The sequence below is a fragment of the Archangium sp. genome, from assembly GCF_036277355.1.
GTDB lineage: Bacteria > Myxococcota > Myxococcia > Myxococcales > Myxococcaceae > Archangium.
This window is the reverse complement of record NZ_DASUNC010000060.1, coordinates 22,190-46,362: the sequence shown is the minus strand read 5'-3', so window position 1 is coordinate 46,362 and position 24,173 is coordinate 22,190. Positions and strand designations below refer to the sequence as shown.

At 71.0% G+C, this 24,173-nt stretch carries 14 protein-coding genes and 2 pseudogenes; 10 read left to right on the top strand and 6 right to left on the bottom strand.

What is annotated here, in order from left to right; translation table 11 throughout:
- The 4 genes and pseudogenes from VFZ09_RS15490 to VFZ09_RS15475 form a co-directional block, all read left to right on the top strand.
- Positions 1 to 923, top strand: a pseudogene (locus tag VFZ09_RS15490) (hypothetical protein); the annotation flags it as partial.
- Positions 924 to 1,029: 106 nt separating this feature from the next.
- The gene (locus tag VFZ09_RS15485) at positions 1,030 to 1,977 is read left to right on the top strand and encodes a DUF2381 family protein (protein WP_329728347.1); all 948 of its coding nucleotides are present in this window, start codon (positions 1,030 to 1,032) and stop codon (positions 1,975 to 1,977) included.
- A 58-nt stretch (positions 1,978 to 2,035) separates the two neighbouring features.
- A pseudogene (locus tag VFZ09_RS15480) lies at positions 2,036 to 2,194 on the top strand (transposase); the annotation flags it as partial.
- Entirely contained in the window at positions 2,171 to 2,905 is a 735-nt protein-coding gene (locus tag VFZ09_RS15475; RefSeq protein WP_329728348.1) for a DUF1643 domain-containing protein, read from the top strand. The pseudogene VFZ09_RS15480 and the gene VFZ09_RS15475, both read left to right, overlap by 24 nt.
- Before the next feature lie 17 nt (positions 2,906 to 2,922).
- Here the strand turns inward: VFZ09_RS15475 and VFZ09_RS15470 are convergent, their stop codons facing one another.
- The 5 genes from VFZ09_RS15470 to VFZ09_RS15450 form a co-directional block, all read right to left on the bottom strand.
- On the bottom strand, positions 2,923 to 3,399 hold the full coding sequence (locus VFZ09_RS15470) for a hypothetical protein (protein WP_329728346.1): 477 nt from the start codon (positions 3,397 to 3,399) through the stop codon (positions 2,923 to 2,925).
- A gap of 125 nt (positions 3,400 to 3,524) precedes the next feature.
- Positions 3,525 to 5,462, bottom strand: coding sequence for an ATP-binding protein (locus VFZ09_RS15465; protein WP_329728345.1), 1,938 nt, complete (start codon positions 5,460 to 5,462; stop codon positions 3,525 to 3,527).
- Positions 5,463 to 5,630: 168 nt separating this feature from the next.
- Positions 5,631 to 6,623, bottom strand: a complete 993-nt coding sequence (locus VFZ09_RS15460; RefSeq protein WP_329728344.1) for a serine protease — start codon at positions 6,621 to 6,623, stop codon at positions 5,631 to 5,633.
- A gap of 102 nt (positions 6,624 to 6,725) precedes the next feature.
- Positions 6,726 to 7,925 (bottom strand): cytochrome P450, encoded by a 1,200-nt coding sequence (locus VFZ09_RS15455; RefSeq protein ID WP_329728343.1) that lies wholly within the window; start codon positions 7,923 to 7,925, stop codon positions 6,726 to 6,728.
- A 115-nt stretch (positions 7,926 to 8,040) separates the two neighbouring features.
- Positions 8,041 to 9,234, bottom strand: a complete 1,194-nt coding sequence (locus VFZ09_RS15450) for a cytochrome P450 (protein WP_329728342.1) — start codon at positions 9,232 to 9,234, stop codon at positions 8,041 to 8,043.
- Positions 9,235 to 9,398: 164 nt separating this feature from the next.
- On the opposite strand from VFZ09_RS15450, the gene uvrA reads away from it, so the two are divergent.
- The gene (gene uvrA, locus VFZ09_RS15445; protein ID WP_329728341.1) at positions 9,399 to 14,699 is read left to right on the top strand and encodes an excinuclease ABC subunit UvrA; all 5,301 of its coding nucleotides are present in this window, start codon (positions 9,399 to 9,401) and stop codon (positions 14,697 to 14,699) included.
- Positions 14,700 to 14,747: 48 nt separating this feature from the next.
- Here uvrA and VFZ09_RS15440 read toward each other — a convergent pair whose 3' ends face one another.
- On the bottom strand, positions 14,748 to 15,689 hold the full coding sequence (locus tag VFZ09_RS15440; RefSeq protein WP_329728340.1) for a hypothetical protein: 942 nt from the start codon (positions 15,687 to 15,689) through the stop codon (positions 14,748 to 14,750).
- A gap of 139 nt (positions 15,690 to 15,828) precedes the next feature.
- On the opposite strand from VFZ09_RS15440, the gene VFZ09_RS15435 reads away from it, so the two are divergent.
- From VFZ09_RS15435 to VFZ09_RS15415, 5 genes are read left to right on the top strand one after another with little or no spacing between them, the layout of a single operon-like run.
- Positions 15,829 to 16,602, top strand: coding sequence for an FHA domain-containing protein (locus VFZ09_RS15435; RefSeq protein ID WP_329728339.1), 774 nt, complete (start codon positions 15,829 to 15,831; stop codon positions 16,600 to 16,602).
- A 20-nt stretch (positions 16,603 to 16,622) separates the two neighbouring features.
- Positions 16,623 to 18,581 (top strand): FHA domain-containing protein, encoded by a 1,959-nt coding sequence (locus tag VFZ09_RS15430; RefSeq protein ID WP_329728338.1) that lies wholly within the window; start codon positions 16,623 to 16,625, stop codon positions 18,579 to 18,581.
- A complete protein-coding gene (locus VFZ09_RS15425; protein WP_329728337.1) occupies positions 18,578 to 19,828 on the top strand; it encodes a PP2C family serine/threonine-protein phosphatase in 1,251 nt (416 codons plus the stop codon). The genes VFZ09_RS15430 and VFZ09_RS15425 overlap by 4 nt, the downstream gene beginning before the upstream one ends.
- Positions 19,828 to 22,005 carry a hypothetical protein gene (locus VFZ09_RS15420; RefSeq protein WP_329728336.1) on the top strand — a complete coding sequence of 726 codons (2,178 nt, stop codon included), beginning with the start codon at positions 19,828 to 19,830 and terminating at the stop codon, positions 22,003 to 22,005. Before VFZ09_RS15425 ends, VFZ09_RS15420 begins: the two co-directional genes overlap by 1 nt.
- Positions 22,006 to 24,081 carry a vWA domain-containing protein gene (locus VFZ09_RS15415; protein WP_329728335.1) on the top strand — a complete coding sequence of 692 codons (2,076 nt, stop codon included), beginning with the start codon at positions 22,006 to 22,008 and terminating at the stop codon, positions 24,079 to 24,081.
- Positions 24,082 to 24,173: the final 92 nt, after the last annotated feature.

Genomic DNA, 24,173 nt, shown 5'->3' with positions numbered 1-24,173 from the left:
TGCGGCTGCTGGCCAAGACGCCCGAGGCGCGCTACCCGGACGCCGTGACGCTGTGCCGGGTGCTGAAGGAACTGAGGGCCCGGACGGACGTGGACTGGCGGCAGGTGCTGCACCCGGAGCGGCGGCGCGCGGTGAAGCCCTGGGCGCGCTGGGGCCGGGTGCTGACGGGGGTGGGCGTGGGGTTGGCGGTGGCGTTGGGGGCGTTGTGGCTCGGCTCCAGCCAGGAAGTGGCGCCGGGTGGGCCAGCACCGGAACCTGTGCGGGCCGTGGCCGCGCCTTTGCCCGAGGCGCCTCCTCCCCCGGCCGCCGCCCCGCCGCTGGCGCCCCGAAAGGACAGTGCTCCCGTGAAGCAGCCGCCGAAGACAACCCCCGGCCCCCAACTCGAAGCCGCGCCCAAGCGCCGGGGCACCGCCATGCGCAACGCGTGTCTCGGCCTCACCGGCGTCGCCTTGCAAGCCTGCATGGGCGCCCCGCAGCAACTGCCGTCCGAGCGCCCCGCTCCGCCACCCCAGGCGTGCCCCCCCGGGGCCCTGGAGACCATGACGGGCACGCTCGGCTTCCGCCTGGGAGAAATGAAGAGCGTGGAATGGAGCAACGTGCGTGGCAGGGCCGTGCGCGTGGACGAAGACACTCCTGTCTACCTGGCAGGCGACTGGGATGCGGGAGCCGATGACTTTGGCTATGGCGGACGCTTCGCGCTGCCGGGCGACACCCGGGTCTCCGGGCGGCTCTACGTCAAGGAGGGGCGGGTGTACGGCCGCTTCACCGAGGCGCGCACGCCCAACGGGGTGACGTACCCCGTGTGTCTGGAGCTGCTGGACAGCAGTAACAAGGTCGGCGAGGAGCTCGAGCCCGGCAGCGCGCCGGGCAAGATGATGGTGGTCCCCGTTGCGCGGGTGCGGGTGGTGGACCGCTTCAAATAGGGGCGTCCGCGAGGTGGGACGGCAGTGGACCGGACACGACCGGGCAGGAGGTATGGTAGAGCCCCACTCCCGCGGTCCTGTCCACGTTCTCGGGAGATCCCCGCCCATGCCCGTGCTGTCCTCCGCTGCCCTGTTGCGACTCGTGTTGCTCGCTGCCCCCCTGGACGCCTCCGCACTGTCCGCGACACCTGGCTGTGTGACGGGGACGAGCCACGTGAGGCTGACGGAAGACACGCACGGGGAGGCGCACGCGGTGTGCATCCACCCGGGCCTCACCACCAGCGTCCTCTTCGACGCGAAAGTGGGGGGCGTGGAACTGGCCGGGCGGGAGCATTTCCAGGTGATGCAGGGGGAGACGGGGCTGGCTCTGGTGCCCACGCGGGCGCTCACGCAGGCAGAGCGCGTGCCCATGACGGTCTTCTTCCAGGACGGCATGACTCCGGCCAGCGCCCGCTTCGTGCTGGTGGTGCACCCCTCCGAAGCCGCGCGGCAGGTGGAGGTGACACGCCAGCCACGCCCGCCCGCCTCTTGCGGCGAGGGCGAGCAGCAGGCGCGGGCGGAAGCGCGACAATGCCAGGAGGACAAGGCGCGCCTGGAGGCGCGGTGCAGTGGGCAGGTGGGGCTGCTGGGCTTGATTGCTCGGAAACTGCTGGGTGAGGGGGGCATCGCCCATCAGGACATCACCCGGAGCATCACCTCGCGTCCGGGCAACACGCTCACCAGCGTCACGGCACGCAGCTACCGCACAGCCACCGCACGCATGGAGGAAGGGCGAGAGGTGGTACGGCTGGCGTTGGAACTGGAGTTGAAAAACAACGGGAACAACCCCTGGACACCCGCTGGCGCGGTGCTGGTAGGGCCCAAGGGCGTGGAGTGGAGGGCGCTCGGCGTTTGGTCACCGGGGCCCATTCCTCCGGGGAAGTCACTTCGTGTCGGGATGGAGGTGGAGATGACGGAGGAGGCGGCGCGCGGCGCCTTCACCCTGAAGCTGCGGAGCCAGGAGGCGAGCGGCGGGGGCGAGTTCTTCGACGGCGTGATCTTCCCCTGGCGCTGAGCCTGCTCGGGTTTCGTGGATACCCCCGATAGGATCGATTACACGAGAGGTAGTGTCCATGGAACGAAGAAAGAGGCGGAACTTTACCCAGGAGTTCAAGGCCGAGGCGGTCCGGTTGGTGCGCGAGGGCAGCAAGAGCCTATTCCGGGTGGCCAGGGACCTGAACTTGACCGATTCGACCCTGCGCAACTGGGTGCGCAAAGCCGACAGGGGCGACGACCACCAGTCGGCAGGCGACTCGCGGCGACCGCAGAGGCTGTATACCTACCACAAGGCCGTGAAGGTTCCGGATATCCGCGAGGAATGGGACGAAAGCCACAACTATCGTTGGTACATCACCCTGCCCCTCAGGCGCCCGGGAGCAGAACTGGCAGTGTTGATGATGAACCCGTCCTGGACGGACCCGGGCCGCTGCGACCGGACCGTCTGGAATGTGCAGACCTTCGTTTGTAATTCGCCCAGCCTTCAGGACGTGGGCAGCATCACAATTGTGAACCTGTTCGCCTTCCGGGACGTGAGTTCCAAGGCGCTGGCAGGAGGGAGAGCATCGGGCCTGGTGGGCGCTGAGAACGACCGCTGGCTGGAGGCAGTGTTTCGGCGGGCGGCCCGGGTGATCATCGCCTGCGGGAAGGTTCCGGGACCGCAGGCCGGTGTGATGGCGTACCTCGATCGGATGCGGGCCGTTCGGGCACTGCTTGATCAGTGTGGGCAGCAGGCGCGCTGCGTGGCGGAGACCAGGGACGGATACCCGCTGCATGCGCGGCGCTGGCTGGAGGAGCAGTACCGGAAATCGCAAATGCCGCAGTACTCTTGGGCAGCCTGTACAAAAGGAACGGAGCAATCTGGCGTATCGGATGGCTCGGTCGTTGACGACTCGAGCACGGGCAGTGACTTGAGCACTCGCAAGCGGGTGTCGGGGGGCCGATAAGGCAATTCTGAGCGGGGCTACAAGCCAGTCTGCCTCCGCTTCGCCGCGAGTGCCTCCAGCAGACCCTGGCGCAGTGGGCTGGAGCGAGGGAACCGGAGCAGGTGCCGTTCGGTGTCGTCGAGCATGCGGCGTGCCTCTCGTGGGTCATGCTCCGGGTGGTGCTCACACCACATGGCGTAGAGGCAGGCCACATGATAGCGGCGCTCCACGTTCGAGTAGCCCAGCCGTTGGATGCGCCGCAGGGTGCGCCCGAAGACTGGCCATGGACAGTCATGCCCGAAGGCCTCGGTGAAGAGCCTCTCGGCAATACGCCGCCGTAACTCCTTGCGTTCGAAGTCCGTCTTGACCACTGAATGCAGGAGATGACGTTCCAGCGCTTTGTATCGGCTCTCCAGTACCTCGAATGAGTCAGCTTGGGTTGCCAGGATGAGCTGGTCGAAAGCCCGCGCCACTTCCATGGCACGACGCACGGATGCCTTCGAGAGTCTGTTCACGATTCGAGCCTACTGGTTACGTATTCAGTAGGTAGATGCTGCCAACGTCTCCGGTCGGGCTGCAAGCTCGAATCTGGCTGCGTGCCTTCACGGGCCACGCGGAGCTGCCCTGACTGCCACCTGCCTCAACTGACGGTGGAGATCACCTCGCGCGCCACCGCCAGCAGGGCACGCGCGTTGAAGGGCTTCTCCACCCGGCGGTTGGGCACCCGCTCCAGGAACGTCTTCGCCTGCGCCGTGAAGGCCCCTCCCGTCAGGAAGATGACCCGCCCCGTCAGCTCCGGCCTCAGCCGCTGCAACGCCGCGTGGAAGTCCATCCCGTTCATCCTCGGCATCATCAAGTCACACAGGATGAGATCGAAGTGCTCGCCCGCTTCCAACCGCGGCAGCACCTCGGCCGCCAGCGTCGTGTACACCACGTCGTGGTGCGGCCTCAAAATCCGCTCCACCGCCGTGCACAGCATCGGCTCGTCGTCGATGACCAGCACGCGCCCCCTCGGCCCTCCGGCACTGCTCACCGTGGGCCTCGGCGCTGGCCTGGCCTCCTCCATCTCCGTGGTGGCCGGCGGCAGCAACACCTGGAAGGTGGTGCCCCGCCCCAGGTCGCTCCGCACCTGCATCTCCCCACCCATGGCGTGGATGAGGTTGTGGCAGATGGACAGGCCCAGCCCCGTTCCCACCCCCGGCGGCTTCGTCGTGAAGAAGGGATCGAAGATGCGGCCCATCAGCTCCGGCGCGATGCCCGCTCCGGTGTCCGACACCTCCACCGCCACCTTCCCGGGCGCCGCCAGGCGCGTCCTGACGCGAATCTCGTGGTGGTCCGCGTCCCCATCGGACGGAATGGCCTGCGCGGCGTTGACCAGCAGGTTGAGGAACACCTGCCCCAGGCGCGAGTCGTTGCCCCGCACCAGGGGCACGTCCTCCCCGTACTCCTTCACCAGCTTCGCCCGGTGGCGGATCTCCCCGGACGCCAGGTTGAGCGTGCGCTCCAGCACCTTCTTCACGTCCACCGCTCGCAGCGGCTCCTGCGTGTCGCGCGAGAACGTCTTGAGATCTCCCACGATGGTCTGCACCCGGTCCGCGCCGTCCAGCGCCTCGCCGAGCGCCACGCACACCGCTTTCAACGGGTTCGCGGCCGGAGCGCTGTCCTGTGGCACCGCGGCCCCGCGCTCCAGCAGGCGCACCAGCTCCTCGTGCGCGTAGCCCAGGTTGGCCGTCACGTACGCCAGCGGGTTGTTGATTTCATGCGCCACGCCCGCGGCCAGCGTGCCCACCGAGGCCATCCGGTCCGACAGCAGTAGCCGCGCCTGCATCTGCTTGCGCTCGGTCAGGTCCGGGAACATCGTCACCACGTGCGGCGTGCCCGCGTACTCGGCGATGCCCGAGTAGACGAGCACATGGTGCAGCTCCCCATCCTTGGACCGCACCCGCGACTCCACCCCGCGCAGCACGCCCTGCTCCCGGAAGAGCGCGCTCAGGCGATCCGGCTCCGTGGGCGTCTCCCACAGGTTCAGGTCCTTCGCGGTGCGCCAGAGCATCTCCTCCCGCGCGTAGCCGAACAGCCGCGTGCAGGCATCGTTCACCTCCACGAAGGCCTGGCCCTCGCGCGTGGTGATGCAGGTGGGCACCGGGCTCTCCCGCAGCAGCACCGCGCACAGCCCGTCCAGCTCGAAGTCGTCCGGTATCGGCGCCGGCCGCTCCGCCGACCGGCGCTCGGCGATCCGCAACCGCAGCGCCGCCGAGGCCTCGTCCAGCGGCAGCAGCAGGAAGTCGTCCGCTCCGGCCTCCAGCAACGGTTGCAGCGTCTCCACCTGCTCGGGACGCGCCACGACCAGGATGGAGGCCTGTGCCCCCCGCGGACAGGCCCGCAGCGCTCGCACGAGCACGATGCGGTCTCCCGCTTCATCCATTCCCAGCAGCACCAGGGGATAGGGAGACAGGTGGAAGGCCGTGATGGCGGCCTCGTCATCCCGGGCCCGTGTCGGGGTCACGCCGAGTTGGCGGAGCAGGAGCTCCACGGGCGAGAGATCGATGCTCCCGGATGGGACGAGCAGGGCTCGCATGTGCTCCTCGGCGAGGTGGATTGCGTCCAGACCCCGTCTTACTACGGGTCGGGATGGCCCCGGTGGGTAGGGATTTACCCACAGGTCCCCCCAGGTGACCGGGGTACCCATGGCGTCAGGGACTGAACGGAATCCCCAACGGGTCGCCTCCTCCGGTTACGGAGCACTTCACTGCAGGTACGACCTGGGAGCGGACATGCGCGCGAAGGCGGCCTGGGCCTGGAGCCAGCGGTCGATGACGTGGAGGAGTCCGTCGAAGGTGTCGCGCAGGGCCCAGGCGCACGCGTCCGCGCCGTCGAGCCGGGCACAGCGCTGGAGTCCCTCGCGCAGGGCGGCCTGGGCACCGGGACAGTCCGGACGCTCCTGGATGAGCCGCTCGGCCGTGCGCTCATAGAGGCGGTAGCAGGACTCCGGGTCCCCCTGGTTGTAGGCGGGTGCGCCGAGCTGGATGGCCTGCATGATGGCGAGGGCGATCTCCTCCACGCTGTCGGTGGCGCAACCCTCCAGCAGCGAGAGCGGATGCGTGGGCACCTGACGCTGGCGCGAGGCCAGGGGCCGGGCCAGGGCGAGCGTGGAGAGCGGCAGCGTGGCCTGCTGCTCCAGCAACGCCTCCACGTAGCGCGAGGGGATGACGATGGTGATGGGCCGCCCGTCCGCGAAGGCGCACGTGGCCACGCCCACCAGCGCGCCCGAGGCATCCATCACCGGACTGCCCGAGGCATCCTCCGGCAGGCCCGCCTCCAGCTCGAGGAAGGTGAGGGACTCGTCGAGCACCTGCACCGCCTGGACCCGCGTCTCCATCAGCCCCAGCATGCCTCCGCCGGCCGGCAGGAGGATGAAGAGCGCGTCGCCCTCGCCCGGGTGGGCATGGCCGTCGAGCTGGAGCGCCTCCACCCCGTGCACGGGCAACTGCAGCACGGCCAGATCCCGCTTCTCGTCGAGCGCGAGCACCTGCTCCACCTGCAGCAGCTGGTCGTCGGCGAGCAGGACGTGGATCTCCTCGGCGCCCGCCACCACGTGCAGGTTGGTGACGAGCTGGCCCTGGGAGGAGACGACGAAACCGACCCCCTGCCTGCCGGGCATCTCGATGATGGCGAGTGAGGGAGCTGCCCGGGCGGCGACCGCCCGAGCGGTGGAGATATCGGTATCGACGGTCAACATGGGGGCCTCCTGCCTTCTGTACAGCATGGACACGCGCACCAGACCGGGCAGGCACGGCGCAGGTGTCCCGAAGAAGGCAGGGCAGCCGGGCACTCTCCGGCGTCAGGCCGGCCAGGCCACGAGCGGAAGCTTCGCGGGGCCCCGGACGATCAGCGAGGAGTTCCACTGCACCGGTGCGTCTCCCGGGCCGAGGCCGGAGAAGCGGGCGAGCAGTGCCTCCACGGCCAGCCGTGCCTCCAGGCGTGCGAGCTGCGAGCCCAGGCAGAAGTGGATGCCGTGCCCGAAGGGGAGGTTCTGCGGACCGGGCCGATCCAGGTTGAAGACGTCCGGGTGGGGGAAGTGGCTCTCGTCGCGGTTGGCCGAGCCCATGAGGGTGAGCACCTGCGCGCCCTTGGGCACGCGCGTCCCGCCGAGCGCCACCTCCTCGGTGGCCAGGCGGATCATCCCGTGCACGGGTGGCTCGTGGCGCAGCACCTCCTCGATGAAGCGGGGGACGAGGAGGGGCTTCTCACGCAGCAGCGTCATCAGCTCCGGCTGGAGGTGGAGCCGGTGGGCGGCGTGACTGAGCAGGTGCAGCGTCGTCTCCAGGCCGCCGATGAGCAGCAGGAACATGAAGCCCAGCAGCTCCGTGTCCGTCAGGGACTCGCCCTCCACGCGCGCCCGCACCAGGTCGCTCACCAGGTTGTCGCCCGGGTTGCGCCGGCGCTCCTCCAGCACCTGCTCGAAGTGGCCGCGGGCCTCGTTCACCGTGGCGCGCATGGCCTCCTGCTTGTCGATGTCATCCGGGCCGATGCTGGTGAAGCGGGCCAGGTGCTCCGCCCAGTGCATGAGGCGCGGGTGCACCTCGGGGGACAGGCCCAGCAGCTCGCCGATGACGCCCATGGGCATGGGCGTGGCGAAGTGCTCCACGAAGTCCACCGGGCGGCCCTCGGGGATGGCCGCCACGAGCCGCGTCGCGAGTTGGCGGACGAAGGGCTCGATGCGGGTGATGACGGAGGCCCCGAAGGCACGGTTGATGAGGGCCCTCAGCCGCGTGTGGCGCGGCGGATCCATCACGAGCGCCGAGTCCGCCAGCGGGTAGTTGGAGATCCACGGAGGCCGGTACGCCTGACGGAAGCCCTCGGAGGCGAAGAGCTGGGGATTCTTCAGGACGAACAGCACATCATCGTGACGCGAGACCGCCCACATGCCCATGGGCTCCACCTGACTCACGGGCGCGTGGCGGCGCAGCTCGGCGTAGACGGGGTAGGGATTCGCACGCACTTCGGGTGCCAGCAGGTTCACTCGACTGGTACTGCTCATCGGTTGACCTCGGGGGTGATGCAGTGGGGGCCCCCATCGTAGGAGGTCTCAGAGCGGGTGCGCCACGAGCGGCAGGGACAGCGGACCGCGCACCACCAGGGAGGTGTTCCACCCGTCAGTCCGTATGCGCCGCGAGGGGCAGCAGGGTGGGCCCTCGCATCACCAGCGAGATGTTCCACCGCGCCGGCTCCTCGCCGAGCGTCAGCCGGGAGAAGCGGGCGAGCAGTGCCTCCAGCGCCAGCCGTGCCTCCAGGCGCGCGAGCTGGGCACCCAGGCAGAAGTGCACGCCATGCCCGAAGGGCAGGTTCTGCGGACCGGGACGGTCGAGGTCGAAGCGGTCCGCGTCGGGGAACTGCGCCTCGTCGCGGTTGGCCGAGGCCATCAGCAACAGCAGCCGATCTCCCCGGGGGATGCGCGCGCCGCCGAGCTCCACCTCGTCGGTGACCATCCGCACCACCCCGTGCACCGGGCCACCGTGGCGCAGCATCTCGTCGATGAAGCGGGGGAGGAGCTCCGGCTCCGCGCGCAGCCGCGCCATCAGCGCGGGGTCTTCCTGGAGCTTCAGCGCGCTGATGCTCAGCAGGTGCACCGTCGTCTCCAGGCCGCCGATGAGCAGCAGGAACATGAAGCCCATCAGGTCCGTCGCCGTCAGCGCTTCTCCGTCCACGCGCGCGCGCAGCAGGTCGCTCATCAGATCATCCCGCGGCGCGCGGCGGCGCTCCTTCAGCACCTGCTCGAAATGGCCGCGCGCCTCGTTCACCGTGGCGCGGATGCGCTCCTGCAACCCGGTGTCCTCCGGGCCCACGCTGGTGAATTGCGTCATCACCTCCGCCCACTGCTTGAGCCGCGTGTGGAGCGAGGGCGGAATGCCCACCAGATCTCCCAGCACGGCGATGGGCACGCGGATGGAGAAGGCCTCCACGAAGTCCACCGTCTGGCCCGCGGGCAGCGCGGTGGCGAGCTGCCGTGCGAGCTCCCGGATGCGGGGCTCCAGCCGGGTCATCACCGAGGCCCCGAAGGCGCGGTTGACGAGCGAGCGCAGCCGGGTGTGGTGCGGCGGATCCATGACGAGCATGGAGTCTGCCATGGGGTAGTTGGAGATCCACGCCGGGCGGTAGGTCCGCCGGATGCCCTCCGAGGAGAAGAGCCGCGGATTCTTCATCACGGTGAGGACGTCCGCGTAGCGCGCCACCGCCCAGAGCCCGCCGGGATCCACCTGGCTCACCGGGGCGCTCCGGCGCAGCTCGGCATAGAGAGGATAGGGGTTCATTCGCACCTTGGGTGCGAGCAGGTTCACTCGGCTGCTCATGGGCAGTCCTCGGGGGTTGTGGGGGGAGTGGCAAGCTAGATCGGCACCATGCCTGGACGGGGTGGATTGGATGGGACTGTACGGGATGACCCAACTGCCTGCTCGTTCCCACGTTACAGATTCCGTTGGCGAGCCTGACTTCCGCCGTTAAATCAGCGCCTCGCATGCACAAGACGCACCTCGTTGGCGCTCGCACCCACAATCTCCAGTCCCTCTCGGTGGACCTCGCGGAAGGCGAGCTGGTGTGCCTCACCGGCGTGTCTGGTTCCGGCAAGTCCAGCCTCGCACTGGACACCCTCTACGCCGAGGGCCAGCGCCGCTTCGTCGAGAGCTTCAGCCCGTACGCCCGCCAGTTCCTCGAGCGGCTGGAGAGGCCCCCGATGGACACCCTGGAGCCCGTGGCCGCGGGCGTGGCCGTGGATCGCCGCGCGCCGGTGAAGAGCTCGCGCTCCACCGTGGCCACCCTGGCGGACGTGGAGGCCTACCTGTCCGCCCTCTTCACCCGTGAGGCCATGCCGGTATGCCCCACCTGTGGGGTGGAGGCGGTGCGCACCGACGCGCGCGTGGCCGCCACCGCGGTGCTCGCCGCCGAGCCGGATGCCCTGGCCGTGCTGGCCTTCCCCCTGCGTATCGCGGACACCGCCGAGTTCCTCGACGTGCGCGCCCGGCTGTTGAAGGACGGCTTCCACCGGCTGGTGGTGCAGGGTGAGGTGAAGGAACTGGAGTCGCTGCGGCCCTCCGAGGCCACGGACTCGGCCGGCGTGGCCCATGTGGTGGTGGACCGGTTGAAGCTGGCCCAGGGGCAGCTCGGCCGGGTGACGGCGGCGCTGGAGTCGGCGTGGGCCATGGGCAATGGCGAGGCGGTGGCCTTCACGCCCTCGGGCGCCCGGCGCATCCGCCGCGGCCTGGTGTGCCCCAAGTGCTCGCGCGAGTTCGAGCAGGCCCGGCCCGGTCTCTTCAGCTACCAGTCCCCCACCGGGGCCTGCCCCACGTGCAAGGGCTTCGGCCGCACCATTGGGATTGATTGGGCCAAGGTGGTGCCCAACCCGTCGCTGAGCCTGGAGAAGGGCGCCATCCGTCCCTGGTCGGGCAAGACGTCCGAGTGGGAGCGGAAGATGCTGTTCCGCTACGCGCGCGAGCACGGCATTCCGCTGGACGTGCCCTGGGAGCGGCTCACCCCGGCGCAGCGCGAGCGGGTGCTGGAAGGGGAGGGGGACTACCACGGGGGCCGCTCGTACCCGGGCGTGCGCGCGTGGTTCCGCTGGATGGAGAGCCGCACGTACAAGATGCACGTGCGCGTGCTGCTCTCGCGCTACCGCGCCTATACGCTGTGCGAGAACTGCCAGGGGGCGCGTCTCAACGAGTCCGCGCGGGCCTGGCGCGTGGGCGGGTTGGACCTGGCCGCGTGGCACGGGCTGGAGCTGTCCGATGCCCGCGCGCGGCTGGACGCCCTGCGCACCCATACCGGCCAGGGCGAGCTGGTGCGCCGCGAGCTGGCCGGGCGCCTCGGCTACCTGGAGCGGGTGGGCCTGGGCTACCTCACGCTGGACCGGCCCGCGCGCACGCTGTCCGGGGGCGAGGCCCAGCGTGTGTCCCTCACCGCGGCGCTGGGAACGTCACTGACGGGGGCGCTCTTCGTGCTGGACGAGCCCACCGTGGGCCTGCACCCCGCCGACGTGGGGCCGCTCACCGGCGCCATGGCCGAGCTGGCCACGCGGGGCAACATCGCCCTCGTCATCGAGCATGATCCGCTCGTCGTCCGCTCCGCGCACCGCGTGTTGGAGCTGGGGCCCGGGGCGGGCAAGCACGGTGGGAAGCTGTGCTTCGACGGGACACCGCAGGCGCTGGCGAAGCGCGCGGACCTGCCCACGGGCCGGCTGCTGGCGGGCACCGGAGAGGTGAAGCGCGCGCCGCGAAAGCGCACGGGCGAGCTGGTGGTGCGCAATGCCCGGGCCCACAACCTCCAGGGTGTGTCCGTGAGCGTGCCGCTGGGCGTGCTGTGCGCCATCACCGGGCCGAGCGGCTCGGGCAAGAGCACGCTGATGGACGAGGTGCTGTACCGCCACCTGGGGCGCGCCCTGGGCGAGAAGGACGTGGAGGTGCCGGGCGAGGCGGACGGCGTGGACGGGCTGGAGGCGGTGGAGCGCGTCACCTTCGTGGATCAGTCGCCGCTGGGGCGCACCTCGCGCGGCAACGCGGCCACGTACACCAAGGCGTGGGACCGGCTGCGCGAGCGTTTCGCCTCCGAGCCCGAGGCCGAGGTGCGTGGGCTGACCTCGGCGCACTTCTCGTTCAACGTGGACAAGGGGCGCTGCGAGGCCTGCTCGGGCGAGGGCTACGAGACGGTGGAGATGCAGTTCCTCGCGGACGTGTCCCTGCTGTGCCCGGTGTGCCGGGGCCGCCGCTTCAAGGAGGAGGTGCTGGCCATCCGCCACCACGGCCTCTCCGTGGCGGACGTGCTGGAGTTGACCGTGGACGAGGTGCTCGAGCGCTTCGCCGGCGACAAGCCGCTGGTGCGCGCGCTGGGGCCCGTGTCCCGGCTGGGCCTGGGGTACCTGCCGCTCGGCCAGCCCCTGTCCACCCTGTCCGGTGGCGAGGCCCAGCGGCTCAAGCTGGCGCGCGCCCTGGCCAGCGAGGCGAAGGGCTCGCTCTTCCTCATCGACGAGCCGAGCGCCGGCCTGCACGACGCGGACGTGCGTCAGGTGCTCGCCGCGCTGCACGAGCTGGTGGACCGTGGCGCGAGCGTCGTCGTGGTGGACCATGACCTCGTGGTCATGCGCGGCGCGGATTGGATCATCGACCTGGGCCCGGGGGGTGGCCGCAATGGTGGGCGCCTGGTGGCCGAGGGCACGCCGGAGCAGCTCGCCCGGAGCAAGGGGCTCACCGCGGCGGCGCTGCGCGGGGAGCTGGCCGAGCCGGTGGTACCGGGCAAGCGCGGCAAGGGCCTGGCGGAGGCGGCTCCCGCCATCGAGGTGGAGCACGCGCGTGAGCACAACCTGCAGGAGGTGTCCTGCCGGATTCCGCTCGGGAAGATGACGGTGGTGACGGGGCCGAGCGGCTCGGGGAAGAGCTCGCTCGTCTTCGACGTGGTGTTCGCGGAAGGGCAGCGGCGCTTCCTGGAGACGCTGACGCCGTATGCGCGCCAGTTCCTCCCCACGATGCCGCGGCCGGACGTGGAGCGCATCAGCAGCATTCCGCCTTCCGTGGCACTGGAGCAGCGCACCTCGCGCGCGGGCGCCACGAGTACGGTGGCCACCGTCACCGAGGTGGCCCACTACCTGCGCCTGCTGTTCGCCAAGCTGGGCCAGCCCCACTGCCCGCAGGACGGCGAGCCCATCGCCGCCACCACGGCCGAGGCCCTCTACGCGCAGCTCACCGCCATGAAGGGGGACGGCACCGTGCTCGCTCCCGCCGTGCGCGCGCGCAAGGGCACCTACCTGGACGTCTTCACCGCCGCCGCCCGCGCGGGCATCGAGACCGCCATCGCCGACGGCAAGGTGGTCTCCACGGACCAGCCGCCCCAGCTCGTGAAGTCGCGCGAGCACGACATCGACCTCGTCATGTACCAGGGCAAGCTGGCGAAGCTGCCGCGCGAGGTGTTCGACAAGGCCCTCACCTGGGGCAAGGGCGCGCTGAAGGTCCGCTCCAGCGGGAACAAGGAGACGCTCCTGTCCAGCGAGCGCACCTGCCCCGTCTGTGGCTTCTCCGTGCCGGAGATGGACCCGCGCTGGTTCTCCTTCAATACGAAGCAGGGCCGGTGCGTGGACTGCGAGGGGACGGGGGTGGACGGGGGCGCGGAGGCGCTGGCCGAGGGCCGCTCGGAGCCGTGCGGCACCTGCGAGGGCTCGCGCCTGGAGCCGGTGCCGCGCGCCGTGAAGCTGGAGGGGCAGCGCTACCACGAGGTGGTGCAGCAGTCCGTCACCGCCGCGCTGGAGCAGGTGCGCGGGTGGAAGTTCAAGGGGGACCGGGCGCTGCTCGGCGAGCCGTCCCGCCAGGAGCTGCTGCGGCGCATGGAGTTCCTCGACCGCGTGGGGCTGGGCTACCTGTCGCTGGACCGGAACGCGGCCACGCTCTCGGGTGGAGAAATGCAGCGGCTGCGGCTGTCCGCGCAGCTCGGCGCGGGCCTCACCGGCGCCATGTACGTGCTGGACGAGCCCACCATCGGTCTGCACCCGCGGGATACGCACCGGTTGCTGTCCAACCTGCGCGCGCTGGTGGACACCGGCTCCACCGTGCTGGTGGTGGAGCACGACACGGACACCATCCGCGCGGCGGACCACCTCGTGGAGCTGGGGCCCACGGGTGGCCGCGGGGGTGGGCGCATCCTCGCCGAGGGGCCGCCCGAGAAGGTGCTGCAGACGGAGGATGCTCCCACGGCCCGCGCGCTCCGTGAGCCCGCGGTGGTGGCGGGCACGGCTCGGGGAGCGCCGGAGAAGTGGGTGGAGCTGAAGGGGGCTCGCGCCAACAACCTGAAGGGGGTGGACCTGCGCATCCCCGTGGGCCGGCTCACCGTGGTGTCGGGCGTGTCGGGCTCGGGGAAGAGCACCCTGGTGCGGCAGGTGCTGTACCCGGCCCTGCGCGAGAAGCTCGGGCTGGTGACGACGCGCCCGGGGGCCTTCAAGTCGCTCACGGGCGTGGAGGCCATCCGCCGTGTGCTGGCCGTGGACCAGTCGCCCATCGGGCGCACGCCGCGCTCGGTGCCGGCCACCTTCCTGGGACTCTGGGACGAGCTGCGCCGGGCGTTCGCCGCCACGCCCGAGGCCAAGCTGCGGGGCTTCTCTCCCACGCGGTTCTCGTTCAACAGCACGTCCGGTGGACGGTGCACGGCGTGCGAGGGGCAGGGGGCCATCTCCCACGAGATGTCCTTCCTCCCGGACGTCGTCACCCCGTGCGAGGCCTGCGGCGGAGCGCGCTTCGACGCGGCCACGCTGGAGGTGCGCTACCACGGGTTGACGATTGGCGACGTGTTGCGCCTGTCGGCGGACGAGGCCAAGGACGTCTTCCACGCGCTGCCCAAGGTGGCCGCGCCGCTGTCCTGCCTGTCGGACCTGGGCGTGGGGTATCTGCAGCTCGGCCAGGGCTCGAACACGCTGTCCGGTGGTGAGGCGCAGCGGTTGAAGCTGGCCGCGGAGCTGACCGCGTCCACCCGGCATGAGCCCACGCTGTACGTGCTCGACGAGCCCACCACGGGTCTGCACCTGGGAGACGTGTCGAAGCTGATCTCCTTCCTGCGCCGGCTGGTGGACCGAGGGGACACGCTGGTGGTCATCGAGCACCACCCGAACGTCATCGCCTCGGCGGACCACGTGGTGGAGCTGGGGCCCGAGGGCGGCGAGGCGGGTGGCACCCTCGTGGCGGAAGGGACGCCGCAGGACGTGGCGAGGCTGAAGACGGCCACGGGCCGGGTGCTCAAGTCCGTGTTCGCCGCCGATGAGCCGCTCCGGAAGGCGGCGCGGGGGCGGTGATGGGGCGGGGGGCTCGGCGCCAGGGCCGCGTGAGCTCGCGCGAGGGGCTCAGAGGTTGCTGAACCCTCCGCCCGTCCAGGTGTGGACCGCGATGTACAGGCAGTTGCTCGGGTCGCGGTAGTGCTCGGAGATGTGGCGGACCAGGGCCTCCACACCCCCGGGTGCCCGCACGAAGCACCCCGAGGGGGATCTGAAGATCCCCAGGGAGTACGCGCCCGGCTTCAGCTCCAGCGGCTCCAGGCGCGCGATCTCCGGATCCGCGAAGAACGTCGCGCACGTGGGCCCGCCCTTCGCCGCCTGCTCGCGGCAGCGGTTCTCCCAGTCCTTGAAGATACACTGCAGGTGGAGCGCTCCCTCCGGGGCGCGCAGGAGCACCAGCGGGCTCTGGGTCGCGGAGAAGCGGGCGCGCAGCGGGGACAGCTCGAGCCTGTCCTGCTCGATGACCAGCCGGTACTGGTCCTCCTGTCCGCCGTGCCGCAAGCGGAGCGTGAAGGTGCCACGCACTGTCTCGGGCAGCACGACCAGACCGGATGCGGGGCCGATGGCGGCCAGACAGGGCCCGGGCCGGAACCTCACTTTCTCCACGTCGATGCGAAGCTCGCCCGCGGCCATGCTCAGGCGCGCGGGGATCTCATAGCCGAGGCAGCTGTAGTTCTGCACCGAGGTCAGTCGAAGTTGGAGGGACGTCCCCTGTCCGGACGGTGTGGGCAGTTCGTAGAGCTGGAGCCGCAGCCACGCCTTCTCCGCCGGAGGGGGAGGCAGCAGCTCCGGCGCCACGGTGGGCTGCCTCGCCACGCAGGCAAGGGAGCGGACCTCGGCGGGAGGCTCGGGCGGTGGCGAGGGCGATGGAGGGGGCGGCGCGATGGCCTCGGGCGGGGGCTCCTGGGGTGCTGGGGCCGGGGCACGGACCGCGGGCAGGCACGCTCCGGTGAGCAGCAGCAGACAGGTCAGGGCGGGGAGGGCACGTGGCCAGGTGGGGTGGGGGCTCATGAGGATTTCCTCTCCGATGCATGAACGCGCGTGCCCGCTCCGGGGTCTGCAATCGCGACCTGACTCGTTCGTAGGGGCCTGGGGGCTCGTCCGGCTGGAGTTTCCTCCGGGGCGTGCCCTAGAGTCGTGACCGCCCCTCATGCGCTGTCCTTCCTGTCAGAACGAGAACGATGCCGGTGCCGCCTACTGCGATATGTGCGGCATGGATCTGGCGCCCGCCAGTCCCGCTCCGGGCCCCGTGAGCGCCCCCGCGCCGCAGCCGCCCCAGCCGGTCAACCCGCATCAGAAACGCCGCACCGTCTTCGAGCCGGATCCGGCGGCCCCTCCGCCTCCGCCCGCGCACCGGGGCGCGGACTTCTTCGCCAATCCGCCTCCGCCCCGGCCCACCTTCGACCCGCGCGATCCGTTCGCCGCCGCGTCCATTCCTCCCACCCGTCTGTCCGCTCCGGCCCCGGCTCCCGCCGCCATGCCGCCGGCTCCTCCTCAGCCCGCTCAGCCCGCTCCCCCTCCGGCCGCCGCCGCTCCGCGCCCCAAGGCCCGGACCATCGTGGACATGGGCAGCGAGAGCCCGGCCGCCGCGGGGCTCGTGCGAGGTGCCCTCTTCGAGTACCGCGGCCCCACCGACCCCGGCCGCGTCCACCCGCTGCGCGCCGGGCGCAACGTGCTCGGCCGCAACGCCGACTGTGATGTGGTGCTCGACGACGGGCGCGTGAGCGGCCAGCACGCCTTCCTCTTCATCCGCGCCGAGGATGCCTCGTTCATCGACGTCTCCAGCAATGGCTCCATCGTCAACGGCGCCGTCGTCCACGGGGAGCAGATCGTCCTGCAGAACCAATCGGTGATCACCCTGGGCGGGACGACCCTCGTGCTCGTCATCGTCCCCGAGCAGCTGCTGTCCCGCCGCTCCCAGTGAGCGGGCGAGGGGGGATGTCCATGCATCGCACAGTCACCATGCTCGCGGGCCTGCTCGCCGCGCTCCTCGTGGGCGCGCCCGCGGCCGCCGCCGACAACGGGCTCACCGTGCTCGTGGCGCCTCCCGCGTCCAACGGGCACATGCGCCTCCAGGTCGAGGTCACCGACCCCGCCCTCCAGAAGGAGCTCCGAGCCTCGGGGGCCTCGCAGGACCGCTTCCGCGTCGCCGTGGACCAGGCCGGCGCGCAGGTGAAGTCCGTGGCCCGGATGGCCGACTCCCCGAAGGAGCGCCGCTACACCGTCCTGGCCTTCGATCAATCCAAGTCGTTCGCCACGTACTGGCCCCAGGCCTTCGATCTCGCGGAGGCGTATGCGGACGAGCTCGGCGCCCGCTCCCGCAACCACACCGTGGCGGTGATGACGTTCGGGAAGAGCAAGTCCACCCACTGCGAGGAGACCACCGCCGCCGGGCTCCGGACGTGTCTGGCGCGGGTCGAGGCGCTGGGCACGGACCAGCCCGTCACCCGGCTCAAGTTCTACATCCAGCAGGCGGTGCGAGAGGCCGCGCGCGAGCTGCCGCTCCAGCGAGGGGGCTCGCGCGAGGTCATCGTCTTCACCGATGCCGGCGAGGAGTCGCCCGCGCTCAAGGTGAAGGACCTCGCCCGCGAGGCGCGTGAGCGGGGCGTGCGCATCCACGTGGTCGTCTTCAGTGCGCGGAGCGCGGGCAGGGGGATCGCGCAGCGGCTCGACGAGATGTCCCAGCTCGCCGAGGGCTCCGGCGGCCGTTACATCCAGGTGGGGGACGTCGATGAGCGGCAGGCCGTCACGGGGCTGGTGGGCGCGCTGGAGAACCTCTACTGGCTGGACGTGGCCTTCTGCGGCGTGAAGCCCGGGCAGACCTCGGACCGGCTCTCCGTCGAGGCGCTCGTGGGCCAGACCCCCACCGCCTGGAGCGACCCGATCTCCTTCCGGCAGAGGGCCGAGGGCCCCGCCACCGCCGCTTGTCCGGGCACGGTCGTCATGGGCCCCTCGCAGGCGCAGTCCGGCGCCTCGACCAGGCCCGGCACGTCCGGGTCCGCGAATCCTCCGGGGACCACGCCCGGCGCGGGTTCCCCGGCGCAACCGGGCACGGCGACCGGCAGCCCCGGGACGACGGCACAGCCCGGTGGCACGACGCCGCCTGGTGGCGCCATGGGGACTCCCGGTGGAACTCCTCAGCCCGGCGGAGTACCGGGCGCTCCTGGGATGGGGGGCCCGGCCGGGGCTCCGGGTGCGGATGCGGCCCCGAGTGGATTGCCCTGGTGGCTGATCGCGCTCCTCATCGCGTTGGGTCTGCTCCTGCTGATCGCGCTCATCGTGTTTCTGGCCCGGCGCCGTCCGGAGCAGGCCGCCGCTCCGGCCGCGAATCCCTCGCCGCCCGTGGCCGCGCAGCCCGTCGCTCCACCGCCCGCGGCCGAGCCTCCTCCCGCGCAGCCCGAGCCTGCTCCGGCCGCGCCCGCGGCGTGGAAGGATCCTTTCGCCACGCTGCCGGAGACGCGGCTGGTGGTGAGCAAGGGGCCTCCCGGGCTGGAGCCGTTCTACCGGGTGCACAAGTCCTCGTTCACCATCGGGGCCCGGCAGGGCGAGATGGATCTCGCCGTCAATCTGCCCCAGCTCAGTGGCCACCACGCGACGGTGCAGCTCTTCAAGGCGGGCAACGTCTTCGTGAAGGACGAGCACTCCACCAATGGCACCTTCGTGGACGGGCGCCGCCTGAATCCGGGCGAGCGTGTCCAGGTGCTGCCCGGCCAGACCATCCGCCTGTCGCAGCACCTCGAGCTCACCCTGGTGCAGCCCGGGCTCCAGCCCGCCGAGCCTTCCGCGCAGGTGCCCATCGCCGCGGCTCCTCCTTCGGCGCCTCCCGCCGCTCAACCGTCCGCCGAGGCCCCCCGGGCGAAGGCGAGGACCCTCTACGCACCCGCGAGGGGAGATGACGAATGAGCCTCCCGCTCTACATCCACGGGAGTTCCGATGTCGGGCGCCAGCGCTCGCAGAACGAGGACTCCTACCGCATCGGTGCCCAGCCGGACGGCTCGCGGCTGCTCGTCGTCTGTGACGGCATGGGCGGTCACGAGGCCGGTGAGGTGGCCAGCCAGGTGGCCAGCGATCGCCTCGTCGAGGTGCTCTCCGCCAGCCCGCCCGACAATCCGCCGCGCGCGCTCTACGAGGCGTTCGTCGCGGCCAACCAGGCGGTGCTCGAGGCCGCGAGCACCCGGGGCGCGCCGGGCATGGGCACCACGGGCGTCATCGCCTGGGTGATGAGCTCGCGCTGCTACGTGGGCTGGGTGGGTGACAGCCGCCTCTACCAGTTCCGTGACGGCCGGCTGATCGACCGGACGCGGGACCACACGCGCGTGGCGCAGATGGTCGCCCACGGCATCCTCACGGCGGACGAGGCCCGGAACCACCCCGACTCGCACGTGCTCGTGCAGGCGCTGGGCGGCAGCCCGGGCGTGCAGAAGAGCTTCAAGCCCGAGGTGTGGACGGAGCCGCTGGAGCTGCGCTCGGGCGACGTGGTGCTGCTGTGCAGCGACGGGCTGTACGACCTCATCGAGGACCACGAGCTGTACCCGCTCATCGAGGGGCGGGACTACCAGGACGCGGTGACGCGGCTCATCCAGACGGCCAACGAGCGCGGGGGGGCCGACAACATCACGGTCATCTTGCTCGTGGCGGGACAGCCCGAGGTGCCGCGCATGGTGAAGGCGCCCCAGGCGGCCCGGCGCGAGACGCTCCCGGACGGCATGCCGATGCTCGCGCCCGAGCTCACGCCCGCGCCTCCGGTGCAGGCCTCGTCCGAGGAACCGGCCCCACCGGCGCCAGCGCCCCGGAGGCCGGAGCCCACGGCTGAGGTGATGCCAACGGCGGCGGCTCCGGCCGAGCCCGTGCCGTCGGGGAACGCCGGACGCCGTGTTCCCCTGTGGTGGCTGCTCGCGACGGGCATCCTGACCATGGGCGTGGGAATCGCCCTGGGGCTGGGAGCGGGCAGCACGTCGCCGTCGCCATCGACTCCGACGGCGCCAGCGCCCGTGCAGGGCACCACCTCCGTGGTGGAGGTGGACGGTGGAACGGAGCAGGACGCGGGCGTTGCCCGGTCTGGACCTCCCGAGAGCATGGGGACGCCTCACACCACGCCGGTACCGGCTCCGGCCGGGAGCCCGCAGGTCACGGAATCCGGAGGAAAGTGATGCTGCGCGCGCTCGCGGCGCTGGTCGTCCTCGTGCCGCTCCTGTGGGCCGTGCCCGCCGGGGCGCAGGCCGGGGAGACCTACTGTGTCGGAGGCTATGAGGGGACTCCGCCGCAGGTGCTGCCCGCGTGCGGCATGCCGGACGTGCACGCGATGCACCGCAAGTGGCACTACCACAACTGGGTCACCAACGGTCAGGAGTGCTTCGTCTGTTATGACGAGGAGGACTCCACCTGCGAGACGAAGTTCCTCCGGCGCAACCGTGGTACCTGGCGGCGCGCGGATCCGTACGAGTGCGCGCGGCTCTACGGGGAGAAGCACGGTGCTGGCAACGTGGTGGAGCACGTCATCAACGGCGAGCCCGTCACGTCCGCTCCGCCGCCCCCGCCGATGCAGCTCGAGGCCCGGGTGGAGCGCATCTCCCCTGGGCCCTACACCGCCGGGGACAAGGTGACTGTGGTGGGCGCGGTCCGCGACGAGAGCGGAGCGCCGCGTCCCCTGACGGGCGGAACCTTCCGTGTCACCGACGCGAGCGGCAAGACCTCCGAGCACGAGGGCACCGTGCAGCCGGACGGCACCGTGTCGGGCGGGTTCTCGCTCCCCGCCTCCGACTCCGTCCGCATCGAGTTCGTCCCCAAGCTGCCGTCGCTCGGCGGGAACGAGAAGCTGCGCGCGGCGGCCTCCGAGGCCCAGAGCCTGAAGGTGGAGGTCTGCGGCTTCCGGGCGCGCGTGGTGCAGCCCACCGAGCACGAGGCGCTCGTGTCGGGCCAGGCCATCGCGCTGGGTGCCCGGCTCTTCGATGCGGCGGGACAGGTGCCGGTGACGTCTCCGCCCGCGGGCCTCTCGCTGGAGTTCACCGTGCAGGTGGACGGGGAGAAGCCACAGGTGCTGAGGGCGGACGGTGCGCTCTCGACCACGTGGACACCGCCCGCGTCTCCCAAGCCGCGCGAGGTGCGATTCAGCGCGGGGGGGCGCACGGGCGAGCGCGTGGTGTGTCCCGCGGGCGAGGTCTCCGCCACGGTGAGTGACCTGGGGCTCGGCTTCGATACCTCGGAGCTGCCGCGCACGTGCTACGTCGGGCTTCCCTGCAAGGGGACGGTGCGGCTCATCCGGCCCGAGCCGGGGACGAGCCGCCAGCAGGTGGACGCGCTGCTCGCGAACCCCAAGGTGGAGGTGCGCGTGGTGGACACGGGCGAGGAGCGCTACCGGGGGCCGCCGCGAGCGGATGACCGGTACGAGTTCTCCGCCACCTACGGCGAGCCCGGAGCCGCGAGCTGGTCCATCGTGTTCCAGACGCCAAAGGGGCCCGTGAGCATGCCCACGCACGAGGTGCGGGTGCGTCCCCAGCTGAAGCTGGAGCTGCCGGCGGAGCTGGACTTCGGCACCGTGACCGCGGGCGCCTCGGTGGCGGCGGCGTGTCAGAAGCTCGACTTCAGCGGCTCGCAGGGAGCCGAGGAGCACAGCTGGGAGCTGCGTGCCGAGGGGCTCGGCGGCTGCCAGTCGCGTCCGGTGCTCCGCTTCCGCAACGCGCTGGGGCAGGAGGATGCGCATGGACTGGGGTCCTCGCTGAAAATCGAGGCGTTGGATCCCAAGAACCGGTGGCTCGACATCTGCCTGGAGGTGCCGCGCTGTGCCGGGGAGGTGTCACCGGACTCGGCCGTGCTGCGCGTGGTGCCGCTGACCGCCGAGTTCAAGGCGCAGGAGAAGACGGTGCGCCTGCGCTGGAAGGTCGAGGGCCGGGGCTTCCTGGGCTGCCATGGCGCGTGGGTGTGGCCCACGCTGGCGCTGCTCGGCTTCGGGCTGGTGGTGGCCGGCTTCACCCAGCCCGCGCGCTTCCCGCCCGGAGCGTCCATCCGCGTGGCCGGGAGCGAGCGCGGCATGCGTCAATCGGCCGCCATCCTCCTGCAGGCCTGTCCTGGCAGCAGCCCCGGCTTCTACCGCGACGCCCGGTTGGGCCTGCACGGGGACGGCGAGGTGAATGGCCGGACCCGGAACGTGGTCATCCTCCTGCGCGCCACCAAGGGCGCCGGGGTGGTGCTGACGGGCCTGGGACCCCTGGAGCAGCAGGACCGCCGCACGCTCCAGTGGGAGCCGGTGACGGACCTGGCGCAGGGGCATGTTCCTTCTCCCTCGGTGCTGTACCGGGCCGGGGGCACGTACTTCAAGGTGGAGCTCTAGATGATGCTCGCGCAACTCGTCCTGCCCCTGCTCCTCACCGGAGCGGCGGGCGGGGGCAACGAGATCGTCCTCATCCTCGACAACTCGTGCTCCATGGGCGTGGAGTCCCGGGACGACCAGGGGCACCGGTATCCGCCCAATGATCCCGAGCGCGCCGCGGTGCTCGGGACGCTCATCGTCGAGGGCCTGGCGCGAGGCTCGGCCGACCACGTGAGCGTGCTGGCCTTTGGTGACAACGAGCGGGACCCGCCCCGCCCGGCACAGAACGCGGATGCCATCCGTGCGCTGCCCTACTCGCAGGGCACCTTCTACAAGCGCCCGCTGGAGGAGGCGGGGAACCGGTTGCGGAGCTCGACGCTGCCGAACCGGCTGTTCCTCTTCTTCACGGATGGAGCCCCGCAGGACCTGAGGGATCCCTCCGAGGGCCCTCGGGCACTGGGGGTCTCCGAGGGCGCTGACTTCGAGACGCTGGTCATCGGGCTCTTCGGCAGTGAGGAGATCCGCCAGACAGGCGAGCAGTTCCTCCGGCCATTGGTGCGCAATCCGCAGGACCTGGTCTTCGTCCAGAAGCCGCGCGAGGTGATCGAAGCCTTCACGCGGGGCTATGCGCGGGTGCTCGGCTCGAGGCCGGAGACGGGCTCGCTGTCGCCGGGCGAGTCGAAGACATTCGCGGTGGGCAAGTACGTGGTGGAGGTGCTGGTGGCCACGGCGTCGGCCTCGCCCGGGCCCGCGTACACCGCGAAGCTGGAGGGCCCCCAGGGCAACGTTCCCGCGCAGGCCTCGGGGGACAACGGCTGTCCGCCCGGTGTCCGTTACGGAGGCGCGCCGAAGCTGTGTCAGCCGCCGCACCGCCACTACCAGGTGTTCCGCGCGCCCAACTCACCGGACCAGCCGAGCCGCTGGACGCTGTCGTTGCCGAAGGGCTCGGGTGACATCGATTACGGCCTCATCCTCCGTTACGATCTCGAGGCCTCGCTGGCGGTGCCGGCGACGGCGCGGGTGGGGGAGCCGGTGCGGCTCGATGCACGGATGCTCTTCCGGGGGAAGACGTTCGACGACGAGTCCTTCTTCCAGGCGGACGGCTTCGCGGCGGTGGCCACGGTCGAGGGCCAGGAGGTGCCACTGCGTCACGAAGGGGGAGGGCGCTTCGTGGCGGACTGGACGCCCACGCAGTTGTCGCGGGACGGTGCGCCCACGCCGGTGCAGGTGACGTTCCGCAATGCGTGGATGGAGCAGCGCGCGCGCCGGACGGTGCAGGTGGAGGGCTTCCTCGACTTCGCGCTGGTGCCGGATCCGGCGTCCATCGATCTCGGCCAGTGGCGGGGCGAGCGCGGCGAGACGCGCCGGTGCGCCATCGTGGACCTGTCCCGTTCCACGAACGCGGACCGGGTGCCCATCACCTGTACCGCGCAGGGGACCATCACGGAGGGCGTGCTGAGTTGTGGTCCCGTGGCGGGTTCGGAGGCGGACCTGGGGAATGGGCGCAAGGGACAGCCGCTCAAATATGAGGTCTGTTTCGTCGCCGAGGGCTGCTGCGGCCAGATGGAGCCACAGGGGCTCGGGGTGCACTTCTCCGCGACGCATCCGCATTACGCCGCCTCGGCGGTGACGGTGCCGACGGTCGTGAAGGTGGAGGAGACGGGCTTTCTGCGCTGCTGGTGGCCGTGGCTCGCGTTCGCGGCGGGAATGCTTGGCTTTGGCTGGATCGTCGCGGGCTTCGTGCGGCCACATGATTTCGATCCGGCGGCGAGCGTCTACGTGGCGGGCTCGGAGCTGGGGCTCAAGCGCGCCTCGGCGCTCACGTTGCGCGAGACGCCTGGGGGGACCCGGGGCTTCTACCGGAACGCGCGGATGTGCCTGAACGCGGGCGGAGACTTCGTGCGCTCGCCGCGTGCGGCGGTGCTTGTATTGGAAGCGGGGCTGGGGGGCTCCACGCGCTTCGTCACCGCCGCGGGACTGGAGCGCAAGGTGCAGCGCACCGGGAAGTGGGAGCCCGTGCCGGCCGAGGAACTGGCCATCGGGTACACGCCCAACACGGTGTACCGGCTGGGCAGCCTGTACCTGAAGTGGAGCTGAGTGCCGGGGTCTCGGTTATGGCTGCCTGCGGGCTGGTATGGCCAATTCCGCTGTTGGACACCTGACGGATGGTCTTGGGGCCACAGCGGCGG

Bases quoted from the DNA above. Each gene is read 5' to 3' on its own strand.
- VFZ09_RS15420 (WP_329728336.1), top strand. From the start codon at position 19,828: ATGCTGCGCGCGCTCGCGGCGCTGGTCGTCCTCGTGCCGCTCCTGTGG.
- VFZ09_RS15415 (WP_329728335.1), top strand. From the start codon at position 22,006: ATGATGCTCGCGCAACTCGTCCTGCCCCTGCTCCTCACCGGAGCGGCG.
- VFZ09_RS15435 (WP_329728339.1), top strand. From the start codon at position 15,829: ATGCGCTGTCCTTCCTGTCAGAACGAGAACGATGCCGGTGCCGCCTAC.
- uvrA (WP_329728341.1), top strand. From the start codon at position 9,399: ATGCACAAGACGCACCTCGTTGGCGCTCGCACCCACAATCTCCAGTCC.
- VFZ09_RS15425 (WP_329728337.1), top strand. From the start codon at position 18,578: ATGAGCCTCCCGCTCTACATCCACGGGAGTTCCGATGTCGGGCGCCAG.
- VFZ09_RS15440 (WP_329728340.1), bottom strand. From the start codon at position 15,689: ATGAGCCCCCACCCCACCTGGCCACGTGCCCTCCCCGCCCTGACCTGT.
- VFZ09_RS15460 (WP_329728344.1), bottom strand. From the start codon at position 6,623: ATGTTGACCGTCGATACCGATATCTCCACCGCTCGGGCGGTCGCCGCC.
- VFZ09_RS15455 (WP_329728343.1), bottom strand. From the start codon at position 7,925: ATGAGCAGTACCAGTCGAGTGAACCTGCTGGCACCCGAAGTGCGTGCG.
- VFZ09_RS15450 (WP_329728342.1), bottom strand. From the start codon at position 9,234: ATGAGCAGCCGAGTGAACCTGCTCGCACCCAAGGTGCGAATGAACCCC.
- VFZ09_RS15465 (WP_329728345.1), bottom strand. From the start codon at position 5,462: ATGCGAGCCCTGCTCGTCCCATCCGGGAGCATCGATCTCTCGCCCGTG.
- VFZ09_RS15430 (WP_329728338.1), top strand. From the start codon at position 16,623: ATGCATCGCACAGTCACCATGCTCGCGGGCCTGCTCGCCGCGCTCCTC.
- VFZ09_RS15485 (WP_329728347.1), top strand. From the start codon at position 1,030: ATGCCCGTGCTGTCCTCCGCTGCCCTGTTGCGACTCGTGTTGCTCGCT.